This window comes from Mesorhizobium sp. LNHC229A00 (assembly GCF_000502415.1).
GTDB lineage: Bacteria > Pseudomonadota > Alphaproteobacteria > Rhizobiales > Rhizobiaceae > Mesorhizobium.
In genome coordinates this window covers 183,233-201,521 of sequence record NZ_AYWQ01000012.1, presented here as the reverse complement: position 1 = coordinate 201,521, position 18,289 = coordinate 183,233, and the positions used below count along the sequence as shown (strand labels likewise).

Here is an 18,289-nt window from a genome sequence, read left to right as displayed (position 1 = left end):
AGAATCGAAAAAACAAACCCAGAACAAACACTATCTGTTCCAGTTGTGTTCTGCAACCGTTTAAAGTTTAATGAATTTGTTAAGGGGTCTGAAGTTTTTTGCCCCCAACGGCGTCAGCAACTGGTCCTTTCCGCGATCGGCAGGCACATTGAAATCGTTTGGTTAATGGCCTGTGGCCTATCCGCCGATGGAGCTGGCATCAGCCATCTGGAAGGCTTCTTCCCAGGGGTACCGTATATTTCATGGATTCATTATTCGCGGAACGAAACGAAACCAAAATGCCAACCATTGGTAGCTCCGGGCGGCCATGGACCCGGGCGTTCGGCGCACTCCGGCCAGCGCGTGCGAATAGGCGTCGCGGAAGCGCTGAAGTTATCCCGACCCCTTCAAGCTGCCGGCGCGGGCGGCGTATCTGGTCGCGCCGCTGTCTTCGCTATGAACATAGACGTGCAGTGTGTAGCCGATATGCGCCGTCATCAACGCCTTGGCCCGTTCGACGTCACGATCGAGTGCCGCTTCCATGATCGCAGTATGGTGTTCGATCGCGATCGCTTCGCACAACGCCTCCATTGCCTGTTCATAGCCGTCCTTGAGGCCGGCCGCGGCCCGCAATGTCGGCGCCAGACCAAGAAAGCGATGATGCCGGCGCAACTGATCCGAGATTGTCGAGCGGAACCGCAACAGCCAGTCGCATGTGGCGGCGCTCAGCAGCGCCGCATGGAAAGCCTCGTGGTTCTCATCCCATCTGTCGACGGCCGTGTCGGAGGGATCGTCGACCGCCGTCTTGCAACGCGAGAGCCGGTAGTGGGCAGTGACTACGGCATCCTCCCACTCCCTGCCGCCTTTTTCCATCGATTCGAGGAACAGGGGTATCTCGACCACCATCCTGGCGCGTGCCAGATCCTCCAGCTCGGCCCGCGACACCGGAGCCACGGCAAAACCACGATTGCTGATGGCGGTGACCAAGCGTTCGGCCTCGAGCCGCGACAGGGCTTCGCGCAACGGTGTCCAACCGACGCCATATGTGCCGCGCAGCGCACTCAGTTTGAGCGGGGCGCCGGGCATGAGGCGCGTGGTCAGGATGTCGCGCCGCAACAGCTGATAGGCGGCTTCCGTTTTTGTGGAACTCGTCTCATCCCGCATCGTGATCAATCCGTCGTCTGGCTAAAAGTATATATGATACTGGGTTACTACCACAATTATATATAATGTTTGACACAGACCGGCGGACTGACCATGATCGCGGAGCAGCCGCGTTTCCAAGCGGCCCTGATCAAATCTGGGAGGAAATGATGTTAAAGTCGAAATCCGCTTGGTTGTCGGGTTTGGCCCTGGCAGGCGCATTGATGGTCAGCGCCGGCAGTGCCGCGGCCGATCAGATCCGTATCGGCATTGCCAATTTCGGCGAGCATCCGCAATTGAACGCCGCCATAGCCGGCTTCAAGAAGGCGCTGACGGATAACGGCTTCGTCGAGGGCAAGGACGTCGTCTACACGGAGAGCCACACCAATTTCGATGCGTCGCTGGTGCCGCAGATGATCGCCAAGCTGCAGGCCGAGCAGCCCAAGCTGATCTACACCATCACCACGCCGGTCTCGCAGATCGCCAAGAAAGCGCTCGCGGGTTCCGGCATTCCGATCGTTTTTGCCGCGGTCACCGATCCGGTGGCGGCCAAGCTGGTGCCATCATGGGACGCCGGAGACGAAGGCATGACCGGCGCCAGCGATCTGCAGGACGTCGCCGCGGTGATGGCCTTCACCAAGAAGCTGCTGCCGAACGCCAAGCGCTTCGGCGTGCCTTATAATCCCGGTGAGGCCAATGACGTTGCCTTGGTCGAAAAGATCAAGGCGGCGGCACCGGCCGCCGGTTTCGAGGTGGTCGAGGTCGGCATCGACAACGTAAATGACATCCAGCAGCGTATCGCTTCGTTCGCCGGCAAGGCCGACGTGATCTACGGCCCGGCCTCGAACTTGATTCAGCCGGCGATCGCCGCTGTCTCAGCGGCCGCCCGCCAGGCCGGTATCCCGGTCGTCAACTCCGATGACAGCGCGGTCCGCAACGGCACCGTGCCGGCGAGCTTCGCGGTCAATTACACCCAGGTCGGCATCAACGCCGGCAACATCGCCGCCGAGATCCTCAAGGGCAAGGATCCCAAGACGATCGCGCCGTCGCGCCCGGCCTACAAGGACCACATGGCAACGATCTCGCGCAAGGCGATGGCCGCGTTCGGCGTCGAGATACCGGCTTCAATGGCCGATTGCGGCTGCATCGTCGACTAACATCGGAACTGCTGGGATGATGGCGTCGGCGCCGTCATCCCGAGGTCACGGAGGAACGATGCTCGAGATACGATCCGCGCGCAAAGTGTTCTACAAAGGCCAGGCCGACGAGAAGGTCGCGCTGGACGGTCTCAGCCTGTCCTTGGCCACGGGAGAGTTCGGGGTCGTCATCGGCTCAAACGGGGCCGGCAAGAGCAGCATGCTCAACGCCATTTCTGGTGCTCTTGTGCTGGATTCCGGCAAGATCCTGATCAATGGCGCGGATGTGACAGGGATGCCGGTGCACAAGCGTGCCGAAAGATTGGCGCGCGTCTTCCAGGATCCGATGCGCGGCACCGCCGCCAGCATGACCGTGGCGGAGAACATGCTGCTGGCCGACCTGCGCAGTCAAAAACGCACGCTGCGGCAGGGGCTGAACGCCACACGGCTGGCGTCCTACAAGGAGCGCCTGTCGATATTGGGCCTCGGCCTTGAAAACCGTCTCGATACCCGTGTCGACCTGCTCTCGGGCGGGCAGCGGCAGTCGCTGTCGCTGATCATGGCTGTCGGAGGATCGCCGGATCTGCTGCTGCTCGACGAGCATACGGCAGCGCTCGATCCGCGCACGGCCGAGATCGTCATGCGCGCGACGGTGCGCGCCGTCAATGCGCTGAAGCTGACCACCCTGATGGTGACCCACAACATGCAACACGCCGTCGACCATGGCAGCCGGGTGATCATGCTCGATGCCGGCCGGGTGCTCCTGGAAGTCACAGGGCAGGAGAAGGCGAGGGTCACGGTTGTCGATCTGATCGGCCATTTCTCCGTCAAGACCGATCGCATGTTGCTGGCGAGTTGATCATCATGGGTTTTGTTGGGGACGTTCTCGCCAGCTTCGTCGCGATCATGCCGGTCACCCTGGCGCAAAGCCTGATCCTGGCCTTTGTCGTGCTCGGGATCATGATCCCGTTTCGCATGCTGAATTTTCCCGATCTCACCAGCGAAGGCGCTTTTCCGCTGGGCGGCTGCGTCTGCGGCGTTCTCCTTGCCGCCGGCGCATCGCCGCTGATGGGCATCGCCGCCGCCCTTGTCGCCGGCTTCGCGGCGGGCTGCTGCACCGCCTTCATCCATCTGCGCTTCCGCATCCACACGCTGCTTGCGGGCATCCTGATGATGACGATGCTCTACAGCATCAACCTTCGCATCATGGGCAAGTCCAACCTGTCGGTCTTCGGTTCGCCCTCGGTGTTCGACTGGGTGCCGTTCGCGCGGCCGGGTTTCCCCGCCAGCAAGATCGTCGTCGCGGGTCTCCTCGCGCTTGTCGCCTTCATGCTGCTCTACATGTTCTTCAGGACCGAGAAGGGGACTGCCGTCCGCGCCGTGGGCGCCAATCCTGACATGGCCGAGGCGCAAGGCATCAATGTCTGGGCCGCGACCATAGGCGGTGTCGGGCTGGCCAGCGCTTTTTCGGCGTCAAGCGGTGCGCTGATGGTGCAGTCGCAAGGGTTCGCCGACGTCAATATGGGCCTGGCAATTCTCATCAACGGCCTTGCCGCGCTGATGATCGGCGAAGCCGTCGTCGGCAAGCAAACGGTCTGGCGGCAACTGCTGGCGCCCTTCGCCGGCGCGATCATCTACTACCAGCTGGTGTCGTTCTGCCTTGCGGCCGGCATGCCGCCGCCTGACCTGAAGCTTGCGACGGGCCTGTTCGTGCTGGCCATGCTTGCCTTGCCCAGCCTCAAGCGCAGCCGGGGGTACGCACCGGTTCGCGAAGCTATTCGTGAGTAGCCCGGCGTGAATCACCAAGGCGGAAATAACCAGGGCGTGAATAANCGCACCGGTTCGCGAAGCTATTCGTGAGTAGCCCGGCGTGAATCACCAAGGCGGAAATAACCAGGGCGTGAATAACCAGGAAATGTACAAATGATGCGTGCAACGCTCGATCTCGCAGCCGTCGGAGCCATGGACGCGGCGGACCCGCTGCGTGCCATGCGCGACCGGTTCATCTTGCCGGAAGGCGTCATCTATCTCGACGGCAATTCACTCGGCGCCGCGGCACCCGCCGTCTTCGACGAGCTGCGGAAAGCCGCGACCCAGGAATGGGCGCAGGATCTGATCCGTGCCTGGAACACCGCCGGCTGGTTCGACATGCCGGTCGCGCTCGGCGACCAACTGGGGCGGCTGATCGGCGCGGCGGCCGGCCAGACGGTGGTCTGCGATACGACCTCGATCAACATCTACAAGGTGCTGCATGCCGCACTCGGCATGCGGCCGGACCGCTCGGTCATCGTCGCCGAGGGCGACAGCTTTCCAACCGATCTCTACATGGCCGAAGGCGTGGCCTCGACGCGCCCCGGCACGGTGTTGCGGCTTGAGGGCGTTGATGCGCCGACCATTGAGGATCTCATCGACGAGCGCGTCGCGGTCATCCTGGTCAACCACGTCAACTACAAATCCGGCAAATTGCGCGACATGGCGGCACTGACATGCAAGGCCCATCAGGTCGGAGCGCTGATCGTCTGGGATCTCTGCCACACCGCCGGCGCGCTGCCTGTCGAGCTCGACAGCGCCAATGCCGATTTCGCCATCGGCTGCAGCTACAAATATCTCAATGGCGGCCCGGGCGCGCCTGCCTTCATCTACGCCGCCGAGCGTCATCACGATAAGGTCCAGCAGCCGCTCAGCGGTTGGTGGGGCCATGCGCGGCCCTTCGCTTTCGAGCAGGGTTATGCGGCCGGCAGCGGTATCCGCCGGTTCCTGTGCGGCACGCAGCCGGTGTTGTCGATGCGGGCGCTGAAGGGGGCGCTGGATATGTGGGACGACGTCGACATGGCGGCGGTGCGCAAGAAGAGTATCGCTCTCACCGACCTGTTCATTCAGCTCGTCGAGGCCAGATGCGGCGCCTACGGCCTGGAGCTGGAAAGCCCGCGCGACGGCAAGCAGCGTGGCAGCCAGGTTTCGTTCCTCCACCCCAACGGCTACCAGGTGATGCGGGCCCTGGTCGAGCGCGGCGTGATCGGCGATTTCCGTGCGCCGTCGACCATCCGCTTCGGCTTCACCCCGCTCTATGTCGGCTACGCCGATGTTTGGCGGGCGGTCGAGGTGCTGGAAGATATCCTGCGCACCGGCGCCTGGCAGGATGCGCGCTTCGCGGTCAAGACGGCGGTGACCTGAAAAGCGGCGCAATTCCCGTGGGAAAACCGTGACGCGGTTTTTCCCACGGGAATTGAGCCAAACGAGAGTTCAAAGCCGGGTGCGAACCGTCCAAAGTTCCGGAAACAGGACGACCTCGAGCATCTTCTTGAGATAGGAGGCTCCCGACGTGCCGCCGGTACCGCGCTTCAGGCCGATGATGCGCTCGACGGTGGTGACGTGGTTGAACCGCCAGCGGCGGAAATAGTCCTCGAAGTCGACCAGCTTCTCCGCCAGTTCATAAAACATCCAGTAGCGCTGCGGATCAGATCGGAAGAGCACACGTCTNGTCCAAAGTTCCGGAAACAGGACGACCTCGAGCATCTTCTTGAGATAGGAGGCTCCCGACGTGCCGCCGGTACCGCGCTTCAGGCCGATGATGCGCTCGACGGTCGTGACGTGGTTGAACCGCCAGCGGCGGAAATAGTCCTCGAAGTCGACCAGCTTCTCCGCCAGTTCATAAAACATCCAGTAGCGCTGCGGATCGCGGTACACCGTCTGCCAGGCGACCAGGACTTCTTCGTTCTCGGTCCGCGTCTCGCGCCAATCCGTGCGCTTTGCGTCCGGCCCGATGTCGAAGCCATTGCGCGCCAGAAGCAGCAGCGCTTCATCGTAGAGCGACGGCTCCGCCAGGATCGCCTCAAGCTTCTGGCTGAGGTCCGGCCGGTGCTTGTGCGGCCCGAGCATGGCGAGGTTGCGGTTACCGGCCATGAACTCGATGGCGCGATACTGCCAGGACTGGAAACCCGAGGACTGGCCGAGCGAGTCGCGAAACTCGGTGTATTCGCTGGGCGTCATCGTGCGCAGCACGTCCCAGGCATTGTTCAACTGCTCGAAAATGCGGGCGACACGCGACAGCATCTTAAAGCTCGGTTCGAGGCGGTCGGCACGGATCGAGCGGATCGCCGCGCCAATCTCGTGCAAAGCGAGTTTCATCCACAATTCCGATGTCTGGTGCTGGATGATGAACAGCATTTCGTCATGCGCCGAGGACATCGGCGTCTGGGCCTCCAGCACTTTCTCCAGGTGCAGATAGTCGCTGTAGGACATGCGCTCCTTGAACGACATCTCTGCGCCTTCGGAGGCCGGATCGTAAGGCTCGCTCACTTGATCTTCTCCGTGCGCAGCCGGAAGCGCTGGATCTTGCCGGTCTGGGTCTTCGGCAGAGCGGCGATGAATTTGACGGATCGGGGATATTTGTAGGGCGCGATGGCTGCCTTGACGTGGTCCTGCAGGCGCTTGACGGTCATTGCGTCTGGCGGGACACCTTGCACCAGCACGACATGCGCCTCGACGATCTGGCCGCGCTCGCCATCCTCGGCACCGATGACCGCGCATTCGGCGACATCGGGATGCGACAGCAGCGCCGCCTCGACCTCGGGTCCGGCGATGTTGTAGCCGGCGCTGACGATCATGTCGTCGGAACGTGCGGCGAAGTGGAAGAAGCCGTCCTCATCCTGCGTGAAGGTATCGCCGGTGAGGTTCCAGCCGTCGCGCACATAGTCCTTCTGCCTGTCATCGGCCATGTAGCGGCAGCCGGTCGGCCCGCGCACCGCCAGCCGTCCGGTCTCGCCACGCGGCGCCTCGCGCATCTCCTCGTCGACGATGCGCGCCTCGTAACCGCCCACCGGCTTGCCGGTCGAAGCGGGCTTCCTGTCGTCAAAGCGGTTGGAGATGAAGATGTGCAGCATTTCGGTGGCGCCGATGCCGTCAAGGATAGGCTTGCCGGTCTTTCGCGTCCACTCTTCGAAGACCGGAGCCGGCAAGGTCTCGCCGGCCGAGACGGCAACGCGCAACGATGACAGATCGGCGCCTTCGTCCATGGCCTTCAGCATGGCCCGGTAGGCGGTCGGCGCGGTGAAGGAAATGGTCGCTTTGTAGGTCTCGATGATATGGACCATGTTGGGCGGCGTCGCCTGTTCCAGCAGTGTTGCCGCCGCGCCGAAGCGCAGGGGGAAGATGGCAAGCCCGCCAAGGCCGAAGGTGAAGGCGAGCGGCGGCGAGCCGACGAAGATGTCGTCGGGCGTCACCTGCAGGACTTCACGGGCGTAGGCATCGGCGATGATCAGCAGGTCGCGGTGGAAATGCATCGTCGCCTTCGGCACGCCGGTCGTCCCCGAAGTGAAGCCGAGCAGGGCTACATCGTCGCGGCCGGTGCTGACGGCGGTGAAGGTAACCGGCTTGTCAAGGGCGGCGCGGTCGAGCTCGGCGTCATGGTTGGCCGTGCCGTCGAAGCCGATCACCTGCTTCAGGAATGCGCTGTCCTTGGCGCAGGCGGTCATCTCGTCCATCAGCCTTGTGTCGCAGAGCGCGGTCGTGATCTCGGCCTTGTCGACGATCTTGGTGAGTTCTCCGGCGCGCAACATCGGCATGGTGTTGACCACGACAGCACCGACCTTGGTGGCGGCCAGCCAGCAGGCGACCATTGCCGGGTTGTTGGCGGAGCGGATCAGCACCCGGTTGCCCGGCCTGACGCCGTAGTTCTCGACCAGCGCATGGGCGAGCCGGTTCGTCCAGTCGGACAGTTCCTTGTAGGTGCGGCGGCGGCCGTTGCCGATCAGCGCGGTGTGGTCACCGAGGCCCTTCTCTACCAGCCTGTCGGTCAATTCGACACCGGCATTGAGGTGTTCTGGATAGTCGAAGCCGTCGAGCAGGAAGTCAGGCCATTGCTCGGGCGGCGGCAGATTATCGCGCGTGAACGTGTCGGTATGCGCTGAAGGCCCAAGCATGTCGCCGCTATCCCTGTCTGCCGCCGGCCAGCGTGCAAGGCACGTGGCGGGAGGCGGTGGATCTGAATTCCTGTCTCTCGCGGAAGGCTTCGTGCGGCCGGCTACACTCTTGTCGACATGTCACCGGAAAGGTGACCATCGGCAGGTTCGGACAGCACAGCGGACCTCCCATTCTGTCGGTTCTTCTGCAGGGAGGATCGCACCAGTCGAAATTTGTTTCAAGCCTAAAATGTTCCACCCCAAAGCCTTGACGCACGACATGGTGGCGGCCATTGCTACGCGGAGACGACGCTGTTTCGGGGAGGGTGCCGATGCTCGACCATCGCATTGCCGATTGGGACAATGCCTACGCCAACGGCCCGAATATTGCCGGCAGCGACCGTTGGCCGGCCGCCTGGTCAGGACCGGCGCAAGCGTTCCGTGACGCACTGTCGGGGGAGGGCCGGGCACGGTTCGACATCGCTTATGGCGATCGGCCGCGCAACCGGTTCGACCTTTTCCTGCCGGAGGCCACGCCCAGGGGGCTCGTCGTGTTCATCCATGGCGGCTACTGGCTGGAGTCCGATAAAAGCGGCTGGTCGCATCTCGCCAAGGGCGCGGTCGGCAATGGCTTTGCCGTGGCTGCGCCTTCCTACACGCTCTGCCCGGACACCCGCATTTCCGGAATTGTCAGCGAAATCGGGGCGGCGATCGGCAAAGCGGCGGCAATGGTCGGGGGACCGCTGATATTGACCGGACATTCGGCCGGTGGACATCTCGCCAGCCGCATGGTGACCACAACCACACCGCTCGCCACCGATGTCGTGCGGCGCATACGCCACGTCGTTTCGATATCCGGCTTGCACGATTTGCGCCCGCTGATGCGCACCGGCATGAACGCCGTGCTGAAAATCGATGAGCGTGAGGCGTTGACGGAAAGCCCGGCGCTGCTGCGGCCAATCGATGGTGTCCGCATCACCTGCTGGGCCGGCGGTGGAGAGCGTTCCGAGTTCCTGCGCCAGAATGCGTTGCTGGCCAACATCTGGACCGGACTTGGCGCCACCACCAGTACCGTGGTCGAGCCCGACCGGCATCATTACGACGTTGTCGATGGCCTTGCCGATCCGGCGCATGCGTTGACGCAAACATTGATCTCGGAATAGGTCCAGTTATCGGCTGGTTATGATGCAATTCTTCAGCGTAACATCAGAACCCTGCAAGCGTCGCCCGCGGCGGACGCAGGGGCAAAAGGCGCGCGCACGACCAGTCCGTTGGCGTCGGCCAGCATTCTCAGCATCGAGGAATCCTGGATGCCGAACGGCGTCGCCACCAGTTCGCCGTCATCTTCCCTGACCACCGCCCGCACGTAATCCTGGCGCAGATCATTGGCCGCCAGTGCGGCGCCCAGCCGTGCCGGGCGGATGTCCTGACGATGGTCGCGACCGCCCAGCCGTGCCAGAAGCGGCTTCAGGAACAGTTGCGAGCAGACCAGGCTTGCTACCGGGTTGCCGGGCAGGCCGATGCATCTGATAGCGCCGAGGCGCCCGAACATCAGCGGCTTGCCGGGACGCATTGCGATCTTCCAGAAGCCGAGCGTCATGCCTTCGCCGGTCAGCACGTCATGAATCAGGTCGTGGTCGCCGACCGAGGCGCCGCCCAGCGTGACGATGACATCGGCGCCCGCCGCGACTGCTTTCCTGACCAGGCCGGCGATATCGTCCTTGCGGTCGGCAGCGATCCCGAGATCGAGCGCACAGGCACCGACCGATTGTGCCGCAGCGGCGACGCCGTAGGAGTTGGACGAAATAATCTGGTCAGGCCCGAGTTCGCTGCCGGGCGGCAACAGCTCGTCACCGGTGGCGATGATGGCGACCAGCGGCCGTTTCACCACGCTTACTCGGGGATGATTGGCCGATGCCGTCAGCGACAGTGCCGCCGGGTCGAGCACGCGCCCCTTCTCCAGCAGCACGTCGCCCTTGGAAAAATCGAGGCCGACGCGGCGAATGTTACGCCACGTGGCGGTGGGCTCGATCACTTCGATGTTGCCGCCGCCGAGATCCCGGACGTTTTCCTGGATAACGATGGTGTCGGCGCCGTCAGGCAACGGTGCGCCGGTGAAGATACGCACTGCCTGTGCCTGGCCGACCGCGCCGTCAAAGCCACGTCCGGCGGGCGCCATGCCGACCACCGAGAGTTTCGACGGGACCGACGCGACATCAGCGGCTCGCACTGCATAGCCGTCCATGGCCGAAGCGTTGAAGGGCGGCTGGGTGCGCAGCGCCATGACCGGTGCAGCCAGCACACGATCGATCGCCTCGTTGAGCGGGACGCTTTCGCCTGCCAGCGGCATTGCGTCGTCGAGCAGGCGCTCGAGCGCGTCGGCGACCGGAACCAGTGCCATCAGAGACCTGCCTTGTAGTCGCCGGACTTGCCACCGGTCTTTTCGACCAGCCGTATGCCGGAGATGATCATGGCGCGGTCCACCGCCTTGGCCATGTCGTAAATGGTCAGACAGGCCACCGAAGCTGCCGTCAATGCTTCCATTTCGACGCCGGTCTTGCCGGTGACGCGTGCAAGGGCGGTGACCTTCAGGCCGGGCAGAGCATGGTCAGGCTCGATGTCCACGGAAACCTTGGTCAGCAGCAGGGGGTGGCAGAGCGGGATCAGTTCATGCGTCTTCTTCGCCGCCATGATGCCGGCTATGCGCGCCGTGCCGAGCACATCGCCTTTTTTGGCATTGCCGGCGAGGATGGTCTTCAGCGTCTCAGGCTGCATCGAGACGAAACCCTCGGCGATCGCGGTGCGCGTCGTCTCGTCCTTGCCGCCGACATCGACCATATTGGCCTCGCCCTGTGCGCCAAGATGGGTGAGAGCGCCTGTCATCGTCAAATCGCCATAGAGCGACGTGCGTCCATTCGGACGCACAGAGTGCGCTCTGTCACTTTGACTCTATGCATCGTGCTCTCCGAAAATCGATTCCGATTTTCGGCCCGATGCATCGGACGCCTTGCCCGTGAGCAGCGAGCGCGTTGCAGCGGTCACGTCCCGTTGGCGCATCAAGCTCTCGCCCACCAGGAAGGCGCCGATGTCCATCCTTTGCAGTCTAAGACAATCGTCATGCGAGAAGATGCCGCTTTCGCTGACCAGCAAATGACCGCCCGGCACCATCGCCCGCAACCGCTCCGACGTATCGAGGCTGGTCTCGAATGTCCGCAGATTGCGGTTGTTGATGCCGATCAATTGCGATGACAGTTTCAGCGCTCGCTCCGTCTCGGCTTCATCGTGGACCTCGATCAGGGCATCCATGCCGAGCTCGAAAGCGGTCGATTCGAGTTGGCTGGCCATGGCATCATCGACGCTGGCCATGATGATCAAAATGGCGTCCGCGCCCCAGGCCCGCGCCTCGTAGACCTGGTAAGGGTCGAACAGGAAATCCTTGCGCAGGGCGGGCAGCGTCACGGCTGCTCGCGCCTCGGTCAGAAACTCCGGTGCGCCCTGAAAGGAGGGCGCATCGGTCAGCACGGAAAGACAGGCCGCGCCGCCTTTTTCATAGGCCCTGGCCAGGCTGGGCGGATCGAAATCGGCACGGATCAACCCTTTGGACGGGCTTGCTTTCTTGATCTCGGCGATCAGTGCGAAACCACCCGATCCGCGCTTCGCTTCGAGCGCGGCGAGGAACCCGCGCGGCGCGTCGGCGTCCTTCGCGCGCGCCTTGATCTCTGCCAGCGGCACGCGTGCCTTGGCGGCGGCGATCTCGTCGCGCTTGTAGGCTTCGATCTTGCGCAGAATGTCAGACACGGTTCACCCGTTCGAAATCTCGACCAGCCGGTCGAGCACCTGCAGCGCCCGGCCGCTGTCGATGGCCTGTGCGGCGATGGCGATGCCATCACGGAGCGTCGTAGCCTTGCCCGAAATCACCAGTCCGGCGCCGGCATTCATCAACACCGTGTCGCGATAAGCGCCGGCGGTGCCGCCCAGCATATCGCGCAAGGCCTTGGCATTGTAGGCCGCATCACCGCCACGCAACTCATCCTTGGTATGACGCTTCAGTCCAACCTCTTCCGGGGTCAGCGTGAAGCCGCGGATTTCGCCGCCGATCAGTTCGGCTACCTGTGTCTCGCCTGTGGTGGTGATCTCGTCATAACCATCGCCGTGAGCGACCCAGGCATGCTCGGTGCCGAGCGCCTTCAGCGTTTCGGCCACCGGCATGATCCATTCCGGCATGAACACGCCGACCATCTGCCGCCTGACGCTAGCCGGGTTCGAAAGCGGGCCGAGCAGGTTGAAGATGGTGCGCGTACCAAGCTCGCCACGAACCGGACCGACATGCTTCATAGCCGGATGGTGCGCTGGCGCGAACATGAAGCCGACGCCGGCTTCATGGATGCACTTGCCGATTAGCTCCGGCGCGATGTCGATCCTGACGCCAAGGGCAATCAGCACGTCGGCCGCGCCGGTCAGCGAGGACAGGCCGCGATTGCCGTGCTTGGCGACCGGCACGCCGCTGCCGGCAATGACAAAGGCGGAAGCCGTCGAGATGTTCACCGAGTGCGAATTGTCGCCACCGGTGCCGACGATGTCGATGGCGCCGTCAGGAGCATCGACGCGCAGCATCTTGGCGCGCATTGTGGCGACAGCGCCCGAAATTTCGCTCACCGTCTCGCCGCGTACGCGCAACGCCATCAGGAAGCCGCCGATCTGGCCTGGGGTCGCATCGCCCGACATGATGATGTCGAAGGCCTCGCAGGCTTCCTCGAAGGACAGGGCGGTGCCGGTCGCGACTTTGGCAATATGGGTTTTCAGCGCGCTCATCTTGTCGAGGCTTGGGCAACGGCGGCCCGGTCGATGCGGACGTCGTACTGCGTCTGCAACTGCGCCACCAACTGGTCGAGCAGGTCGTCGGACATGCCGGAGGTGAATGATTTCTGCGCGTCGTCCGGCACCGAGTTGGCGTCGGCGCCGGCCGGTTCGAACACTTCGGCGACCTTGAACAGGATCTGGCCGTCGCCGGTGGGCGAGGGGATCAATCCGGTGCCGCCTTCGCCGACGCCGAACATGACGGCGGCGCCCTCCTTGCCGAAATCGGCATCGTCGGCTTCGCGCTTCAAGCCGCGCTTGGTCTGCTTCTCCAGCTTGAGTTCGCCGGCGATGACGTCGAGCGTGGCACCGGCCTTGAGGCGCTTCTCGAGTTCGTCCGCCTTGGCGGCGAGCCGCTTGGCGGTCTCGGCCGCCGTCCAGTCGGCGACAACCTTCTGGCGCACCTCATCAAGAGTGCGGTCGCGGGCCGGTGTGATCGAACCGACTTCATAGAAGACGAAGCCGTTGTCCGCCGTGGTCAGCGCCTCGTTTTCGGTGTTCGGCTCCGCATCGAAGACGGCCTTGATCAACGCCGGCGATTCCGGCAGGTCCTTGACTATGGAGCCATCGGGCCTCAGGCCGTTGCGGTCGATGGCGTCGATGGTGATGTCTTTAAGCTTCAATTTGGCGGCCGCGTCGGCCAGCGAACTACCCGATGCGCGGGTGTCTTCATAGTTGTCGTGCACATCCAAAAGGATGCGGCTTGCCTCGCCCAGCGCCAGGTCCTTGCGAATCTGGTCGGACACTTCGGCGAGCGGCTTTACCACCTCGGGCTTGATCTCGGTCACGCGCAGCAGCACTGGACCGAAGGCGCCCTGCACGACCTGGCTGACTTCGTTGGCGTTGAGCGCGAAGGCGGCATCGGCAACCGCCTTGTCGGCGATCTTGTCCTTGGCGAGCGTGCCAAGCAGCGTGTCGACCGGGGTCTTGCCCTCGGCGGTCACCAGCTTGTCGAAGGTAGCGCCGGCCTTGAGCGAATCGAGCGCCGCCTTGGCGGCATCCGGCGTCTTGAACACAAGCTGCTCGATGGTGCGCGTTTCGGGCGTGGTGTAGCGTGCCTTGTTCTTGTTATAGTCGTCACTGACCTGCTGGTCGGTGACCGCGGTCGTATCCATGATGTCCGCCGGTTCCAGGCGGACATAGGAGAATTTTCGGTATTCAGGTGCGGCATAGCTTTTCTTGTTGGCCTCGAAATAGGCCTGAAGCACGCTGTCGCTCGGCGCCGCGATCGGCTCGACCAGCGCCCTAGGCAAAGTCAAATAGTCGACCGTGCGGTCTTCACCTCGATAGAGCGCGACCGCCTTGAAAAACGTGTCCGGCGCCTTGAGGCCGTCCGAGACCGCCTCGACAATCTGCTGGCGCACCGCCACCTGGGCACGGTTCTTCAGATAATCCTCGGGCCGCATGCCGACTTGGTGCAGCATGTAGTCGAATGTCCTTCGGTCGAACTGACCGCCAGGGCCCTTGAAAGCCGGATCTTCGCGGGTGAGTTCGGCCAGCCGGTCCTTGGAGAGGCCGAGGCCGAGCTTGCGTGCCTGCTCGTCGAGGACGGCACCGGAAACGAGTTGCGCCAGCACCTGGTTGTCGATGCCGAGCGCCTTTGCCTGTTCATGAGTGAGGCGTTGACCAAACTGCTGCGACATGACGGCGAGCTGGCGGTCATAAGCGAGGCGGTATTCGTTGATCGATACCTTGGTGCCGCCGGCCGTTATCACCGAATCGTGGCCCGCAAAGCCGCCCATCAGCCGTCCGGAGATGCCCCAGGCGGCGAAACTGACCACCAGCAGCGAAAGCAATGTCTTCGCGACCCAGGTACCCGCCGCGCTTCTCAATACACCAAGCATGGTTACTTCCGATTTATGCGCATTTTCGCATGCGCCGAGTCTGAAACAAGCGCAATAGCGCCCTTCCGGCCCACTGTCGATTGCTTTGTGGCCTGATTTTGGTAGTGAGGGCCAGAGCTTGATATCGCCCGGAGAAGCACACCATGACGCCAGGAATTCGCCCGATTGAGATCGGAAGAGCACACGTCTGNGGCGAGGACTGTCATCCCAAGGAAAGCGGTGCTTATACCGGCTGTATTTCCGCGGAGATGCTGAAGGACGCAGGCGCCAGCCACGTCATTGTCGGCCATTCCGAATGTCGCGAGCAAAGCGGCGAGGACGATGCGACGGTCCAGGCCAAGGCCACCGCCGCCTGGCGGGCCGGGCTCGTGGCCATCGTGTGCATCGGCGAGACGCGGCAGGAGCGTGAGGCTGGAGCCACGCTGGAGGTGCTGTCGCGCCAGGTCGCCGGCTCAGTGCCGCCAAGCGCCACGCCATCCAACACCGTCATTGCCTATGAGCCGGTGTGGGCGATCGGCACCGGCCTTACGCCAACCACGGCCGATGTGGCCGAGGCGCATGCGCATATCCGCGAAAAGCTGGCGGAAAAACTTGGGACCGCCGCCGCCAGGATGCGCATCCTCTACGGTGGCTCGGTCAAGCCCTCCAATGCCGTTGAACTGCTGGGCGTCAGGAATGTAGACGGCGCGCTGGTCGGCGGCGCCAGCCTGAAAGCGGCTGATTTTCTGGGTATCGCCGAAGCCTATCGCAGCATTGCGGGCTGAGATTCACCAGGATGGCGGGGTCTCATCCCTTCCAAATTCGTTGCAAAGGGGGCGTTGCTTCCCATATTCCGGCCACGGGCTTGGAAATGCCGTGAAAGCATTGTATTGAGCCGCCTCCAATTCACCGGCCGTGTCCGCGGCCGGGCAGGGCCTTGCCAGGATAAATTATGCAAACCGTACTGATCGTCATCCATCTCATGGTCGTGCTCGCCCTTGTCGGCGTGGTGCTGCTGCAGCGCTCCGAAGGCGGCGGTCTCGGCATTGGTGGCGGATCGGGCTTCATGACCGCGCGCGGCGCGGCAAACGCGTTGACCCGGGCGACGGCGATCCTGGCGGCAGCGTTCTTTGTGACGTCGCTGACCTTGTCGATCATTGCCCGCTACGGCGAAAAGCCGATCGACATTCTCGATCGGGTTCCCGCGACCTCGGATGGCGCCGGCAAGGGCGTGCTCAACCAATTGCCGGGTACGGCCACGCCGGCACCCGCCGGCAACACCACGCCGACGCCGCCGTCCGGCAACGACGCCGCGACAAAACCGCTGGCAACTGCCCCGGCCACCGCGCCCGCCGGCGGCACCACGCCGCCAGCGGCCAATGGAACCACCAACACCGCGCCGGCGTCGCCTCAGGTTCCCAACCAATAACCTTACGTTCGAAACCGCGATCTGTGTTCGTTTGAACACAGTCGCGGCAAATGCTGCGCAATCACGAAGATTCGACGGACCGCGGCGCGGTCTCGCGCTTGAGGCATACGCGCTTATTCGACTATAGATTGCACGCGGCATTTTCGGCGTCCTTGGGGGACGTCGGGCGACGCCGTGGGCAACAAGCATTGAACGATCGGATCTTCGCCATGCAGCTTCGCAGCTTCATTTTCCTGGGACTTTGCGCCGCAATCGGCATGAGTTCCCCGGCCTCCGCCGCCATGCCGGCAAACATGGCCGCACAACAGTCGGTATCGCCTGAAAAGACCGACGCCATCCCCGTCGCTGCCAAAAGCGATGCGACGCAGTTGAAGCTTCTCAAGAAGAAGAAAAGCCCCACGCCGGAGGATCTCGCCCAGATCAAGAAGATCGAGGCCAAGATCGTCGCTGACAAGGAGGATGCCAAGGCCAAGGCGCTCGATGCCAGGAAAATGGCGATGCGCGAGGCGGCCAAGGCCAGGGCTGACGCAGATCGGCAGGCGTTCCTAGTCAGCAAGGGCCAGAAAGCGGCGGCAACGGACTTGGCCGACGCCAAGCCGGCCAAGAAGACCGTCAAGATCATCGAACCGATCGAACCTGTCACCCCGATCCCGGCGGCCGAGGCCATCCCAGCCGAGGCGATGAATGTCGCTTTGACGGGCAACAATGGCGAACTGCGCAGCGAGGTCGTCGGCGGCCAGAAGCAGTCAAGCGGCGGCCTGTTCGCGGGTCTGTTCGGTGGAACCTCGTCTGGCTCATCGATCAGCTATCTGCCCGAGACACGCGCGCTCGACTCGGCACTTGCCCAGAAGAACGCCAAGAAGCCGTTCAAGGTGAAGCCGGAATTCGTGCCTCAGGACGTGGAATTCACCGGCTATGACGCCGGCACAATCGTCATCGACACCAGCGCTCGCCGACTCTACCTCGTCGAATCGTCGACCACCGCACGCCGTTACGCCATCGCGGTCGGCCGCGAAGGCCTGCAGTTCAAGGGCACGGTCGCGGTCGGTGACAAGCAGGAGTGGCCGCGCTGGATCCCGACGCTCGACATGCAGAAGCGCGAGCCCAAGCACTACGGCCAGTACAAGGACGGCATGGCCGGCGGCGGCCAGAACCCGCTCGGCGCCCGCGCTATCTATCTCTATGACGGCAGGAAGGACACGCATCTGCGTATCCACGGCACCATCGCGCCGCAGTCGATCGGCACCAGCGCGTCCAATGGCTGCTTCCGCATGATGAACGAGCACGTCATGGATCTATACAGCCGCGTCCGGGTCGGCACCAAAGTCGTCATCATCTGACGTTTCCGTCATCATGCCGAAAGGGCCGGCTCAGCCGGCCCTTTTGTTTTGCTTAGCGCAATTCAATGTTTGATGGAATCTCTGTAACGGCTTTGTTTTTACTGCAAATTCCGGACGGAAAACCGCTACGCACTTTTTCCTGGAATTGCTCTAAGGTCCCCGGTCAAAACCCCTTTGGCGGTGATGCCTGTCCGAAAACCGGATCCCGCTTTTCGGGATCATGGTCCGAGCGCCTTTTTGGGAAAAAGCCTTCGCGGCGGTTTTTTCTCTGGCGGAATCAATCCGGCCGCGTTAAGCGATGACTCCCATGGCGCGATATGTATTCATCACAGGCGGCGTGGTTTCCTCACTTGGAAAAGGCATTGCCGCAGCGGCCCTTGGGGCTCTCCTGCAGGCGCGAGGTTATCGCGCACGCATCAAAAAACTCGACCCCTACTTGAACGTCGATCCCGGCACGATGTCGCCGTACCAGCACGGCGAGGTGTTCGTCACCGATGACGGTGCCGAGACGGACCTCGATCTTGGCCATTACGAGCGCTTCACCGGCCGGTCCGCCAATCAGCAGGACAACATCACGACCGGCCGTATCTACAAGAACATCATCGAGCGCGAGCGGCGCGGCGATTATCTCGGCGCCACGGTGCAGGTGATCCCGCACGTTACCGACGAGATCAAGAACTTC

The 18,289-nt window shown here is 63.0% G+C and carries 15 protein-coding genes and 2 pseudogenes; 9 read left to right on the top strand and 8 right to left on the bottom strand.

All coding sequences use genetic code 11. The features are described 5' to 3' along the window. Positions 1-372 precede the first annotated feature (372 nt). A complete protein-coding gene (locus X742_RS147740) occupies positions 373-1,143 on the bottom strand; it encodes a GntR family transcriptional regulator (RefSeq protein WP_023773803.1) in 771 nt (256 codons plus the stop codon). 149 nt (positions 1,144-1,292) lie between these two features. Between X742_RS147740 and X742_RS147745 the strand changes: the two genes are divergently transcribed. From X742_RS147745 to kynU, 4 genes are all read left to right on the top strand, one after another. After that, positions 1,293-2,279, top strand: a complete 987-nt coding sequence (locus X742_RS147745) for an ABC transporter substrate-binding protein (protein ID WP_023773802.1) — start codon at positions 1,293-1,295, stop codon at positions 2,277-2,279. 58 nt (positions 2,280-2,337) lie between these two features. After that, positions 2,338-3,117: an ABC transporter ATP-binding protein gene (locus tag X742_RS147750; RefSeq protein WP_023773801.1), complete on the top strand. Its 780-nt coding sequence runs from the start codon at positions 2,338-2,340 to the stop codon at positions 3,115-3,117. A gap of 5 nt (positions 3,118-3,122) precedes the next feature. Then, positions 3,123-4,046 carry an ABC transporter permease gene (locus X742_RS147755; protein ID WP_023773800.1) on the top strand — a complete coding sequence of 308 codons (924 nt, stop codon included), beginning with the start codon at positions 3,123-3,125 and terminating at the stop codon, positions 4,044-4,046. Positions 4,047-4,184: 138 nt separating this feature from the next. Continuing rightward, on the top strand, positions 4,185-5,432 hold the full coding sequence (gene kynU / locus X742_RS147760) for a kynureninase (RefSeq protein WP_023773799.1): 1,248 nt from the start codon (positions 4,185-4,187) through the stop codon (positions 5,430-5,432). 69 nt (positions 5,433-5,501) lie between these two features. On the opposite strand, the gene kynA is transcribed toward kynU, so the two are convergent. Then, positions 5,502-6,557, bottom strand: a complete 1,056-nt coding sequence (gene kynA / locus X742_RS0137740) for a tryptophan 2,3-dioxygenase (protein WP_245275593.1) — start codon at positions 6,555-6,557, stop codon at positions 5,502-5,504. Then, positions 6,554-8,179: an AMP-binding protein gene (locus X742_RS147765; protein WP_023773797.1), complete on the bottom strand. Its 1,626-nt coding sequence runs from the start codon at positions 8,177-8,179 to the stop codon at positions 6,554-6,556. The genes kynA and X742_RS147765 overlap by 4 nt, the downstream gene beginning before the upstream one ends. Positions 8,180-8,490: 311 nt before the next feature. On the opposite strand from X742_RS147765, the gene X742_RS147770 reads away from it, so the two are divergent. Further along, positions 8,491-9,321, top strand: coding sequence for an alpha/beta hydrolase (locus tag X742_RS147770; protein ID WP_023773796.1), 831 nt, complete (start codon positions 8,491-8,493; stop codon positions 9,319-9,321). A 32-nt stretch (positions 9,322-9,353) separates the two neighbouring features. Here X742_RS147770 and glp read toward each other — a convergent pair whose 3' ends face one another. From glp to X742_RS147795, 5 genes are all read right to left on the bottom strand, one after another. Further along, entirely contained in the window at positions 9,354-10,559 is a 1,206-nt protein-coding gene (gene glp / locus X742_RS147775; RefSeq protein WP_023773795.1) for a gephyrin-like molybdotransferase Glp, read from the bottom strand. Continuing rightward, positions 10,559-11,041, bottom strand: a complete 483-nt coding sequence (gene moaC / locus X742_RS147780; protein ID WP_023773794.1) for a cyclic pyranopterin monophosphate synthase MoaC — start codon at positions 11,039-11,041, stop codon at positions 10,559-10,561. The genes glp and moaC overlap by 1 nt, the downstream gene beginning before the upstream one ends. A 66-nt stretch (positions 11,042-11,107) precedes the next feature. After that, positions 11,108-11,956 (bottom strand): indole-3-glycerol phosphate synthase TrpC, encoded by an 849-nt coding sequence (gene trpC, locus X742_RS147785; protein WP_023773793.1) that lies wholly within the window; start codon positions 11,954-11,956, stop codon positions 11,108-11,110. A 3-nt stretch (positions 11,957-11,959) separates the two neighbouring features. Continuing rightward, positions 11,960-12,970 (bottom strand): anthranilate phosphoribosyltransferase, encoded by a 1,011-nt coding sequence (gene trpD / locus X742_RS147790; protein ID WP_023773792.1) that lies wholly within the window; start codon positions 12,968-12,970, stop codon positions 11,960-11,962. Then, positions 12,967-14,859, bottom strand: a complete 1,893-nt coding sequence (locus X742_RS147795) for a SurA N-terminal domain-containing protein (RefSeq protein ID WP_023773791.1) — start codon at positions 14,857-14,859, stop codon at positions 12,967-12,969. The genes trpD and X742_RS147795 overlap by 4 nt, the downstream gene beginning before the upstream one ends. A gap of 191 nt (positions 14,860-15,050) precedes the next feature. Here X742_RS147795 and tpiA point away from each other — a divergent pair. The 4 genes and pseudogenes from tpiA to X742_RS1000000172850 form a co-directional block, all read left to right on the top strand. Continuing rightward, positions 15,051-15,623: pseudogene (gene tpiA, locus X742_RS147800) on the top strand (triose-phosphate isomerase); the annotation flags it as partial. Between the two features lie 167 nt (positions 15,624-15,790). Next, positions 15,791-16,267 (top strand): preprotein translocase subunit SecG, encoded by a 477-nt coding sequence (secG, locus tag X742_RS147805; protein ID WP_023773789.1) that lies wholly within the window; start codon positions 15,791-15,793, stop codon positions 16,265-16,267. A 209-nt stretch (positions 16,268-16,476) separates the two neighbouring features. Further along, positions 16,477-17,607, top strand: a complete 1,131-nt coding sequence (locus X742_RS147810; protein ID WP_023773788.1) for a L,D-transpeptidase — start codon at positions 16,477-16,479, stop codon at positions 17,605-17,607. A 298-nt stretch (positions 17,608-17,905) separates the two neighbouring features. Next, positions 17,906-18,289 (top strand): annotated as a pseudogene (locus tag X742_RS1000000172850) (CTP synthetase); the annotation flags it as partial.

Excerpts from the sequence above, each read along its gene's own strand:
- X742_RS147740 (WP_023773803.1), bottom strand. The coding sequence starts at position 1,143 with ATGCGGGATGAGACGAGTTCCACAAAAACGGAAGCCGCCTATCAGCTG.
- X742_RS147745 (WP_023773802.1), top strand. The coding sequence starts at position 1,293 with ATGTTAAAGTCGAAATCCGCTTGGTTGTCGGGTTTGGCCCTGGCAGGC.
- X742_RS147750 (WP_023773801.1), top strand. The coding sequence starts at position 2,338 with ATGCTCGAGATACGATCCGCGCGCAAAGTGTTCTACAAAGGCCAGGCC.
- X742_RS147755 (WP_023773800.1), top strand. The coding sequence starts at position 3,123 with ATGGGTTTTGTTGGGGACGTTCTCGCCAGCTTCGTCGCGATCATGCCG.
- kynU (WP_023773799.1), top strand. The coding sequence starts at position 4,185 with ATGCGTGCAACGCTCGATCTCGCAGCCGTCGGAGCCATGGACGCGGCG.
- X742_RS147765 (WP_023773797.1), bottom strand. The coding sequence starts at position 8,179 with ATGCTTGGGCCTTCAGCGCATACCGACACGTTCACGCGCGATAATCTG.
- X742_RS147770 (WP_023773796.1), top strand. The coding sequence starts at position 8,491 with ATGCTCGACCATCGCATTGCCGATTGGGACAATGCCTACGCCAACGGC.
- glp (WP_023773795.1), bottom strand. The coding sequence starts at position 10,559 with ATGGCACTGGTTCCGGTCGCCGACGCGCTCGAGCGCCTGCTCGACGAC.
- moaC (WP_023773794.1), bottom strand. The coding sequence starts at position 11,041 with ATGACAGGCGCTCTCACCCATCTTGGCGCACAGGGCGAGGCCAATATG.
- trpD (WP_023773792.1), bottom strand. The coding sequence starts at position 12,970 with ATGAGCGCGCTGAAAACCCATATTGCCAAAGTCGCGACCGGCACCGCC.
- X742_RS147795 (WP_023773791.1), bottom strand. The coding sequence starts at position 14,859 with ATGCTTGGTGTATTGAGAAGCGCGGCGGGTACCTGGGTCGCGAAGACA.
- secG (WP_023773789.1), top strand. The coding sequence starts at position 15,791 with ATGCAAACCGTACTGATCGTCATCCATCTCATGGTCGTGCTCGCCCTT.
- X742_RS147810 (WP_023773788.1), top strand. The coding sequence starts at position 16,477 with ATGCAGCTTCGCAGCTTCATTTTCCTGGGACTTTGCGCCGCAATCGGC.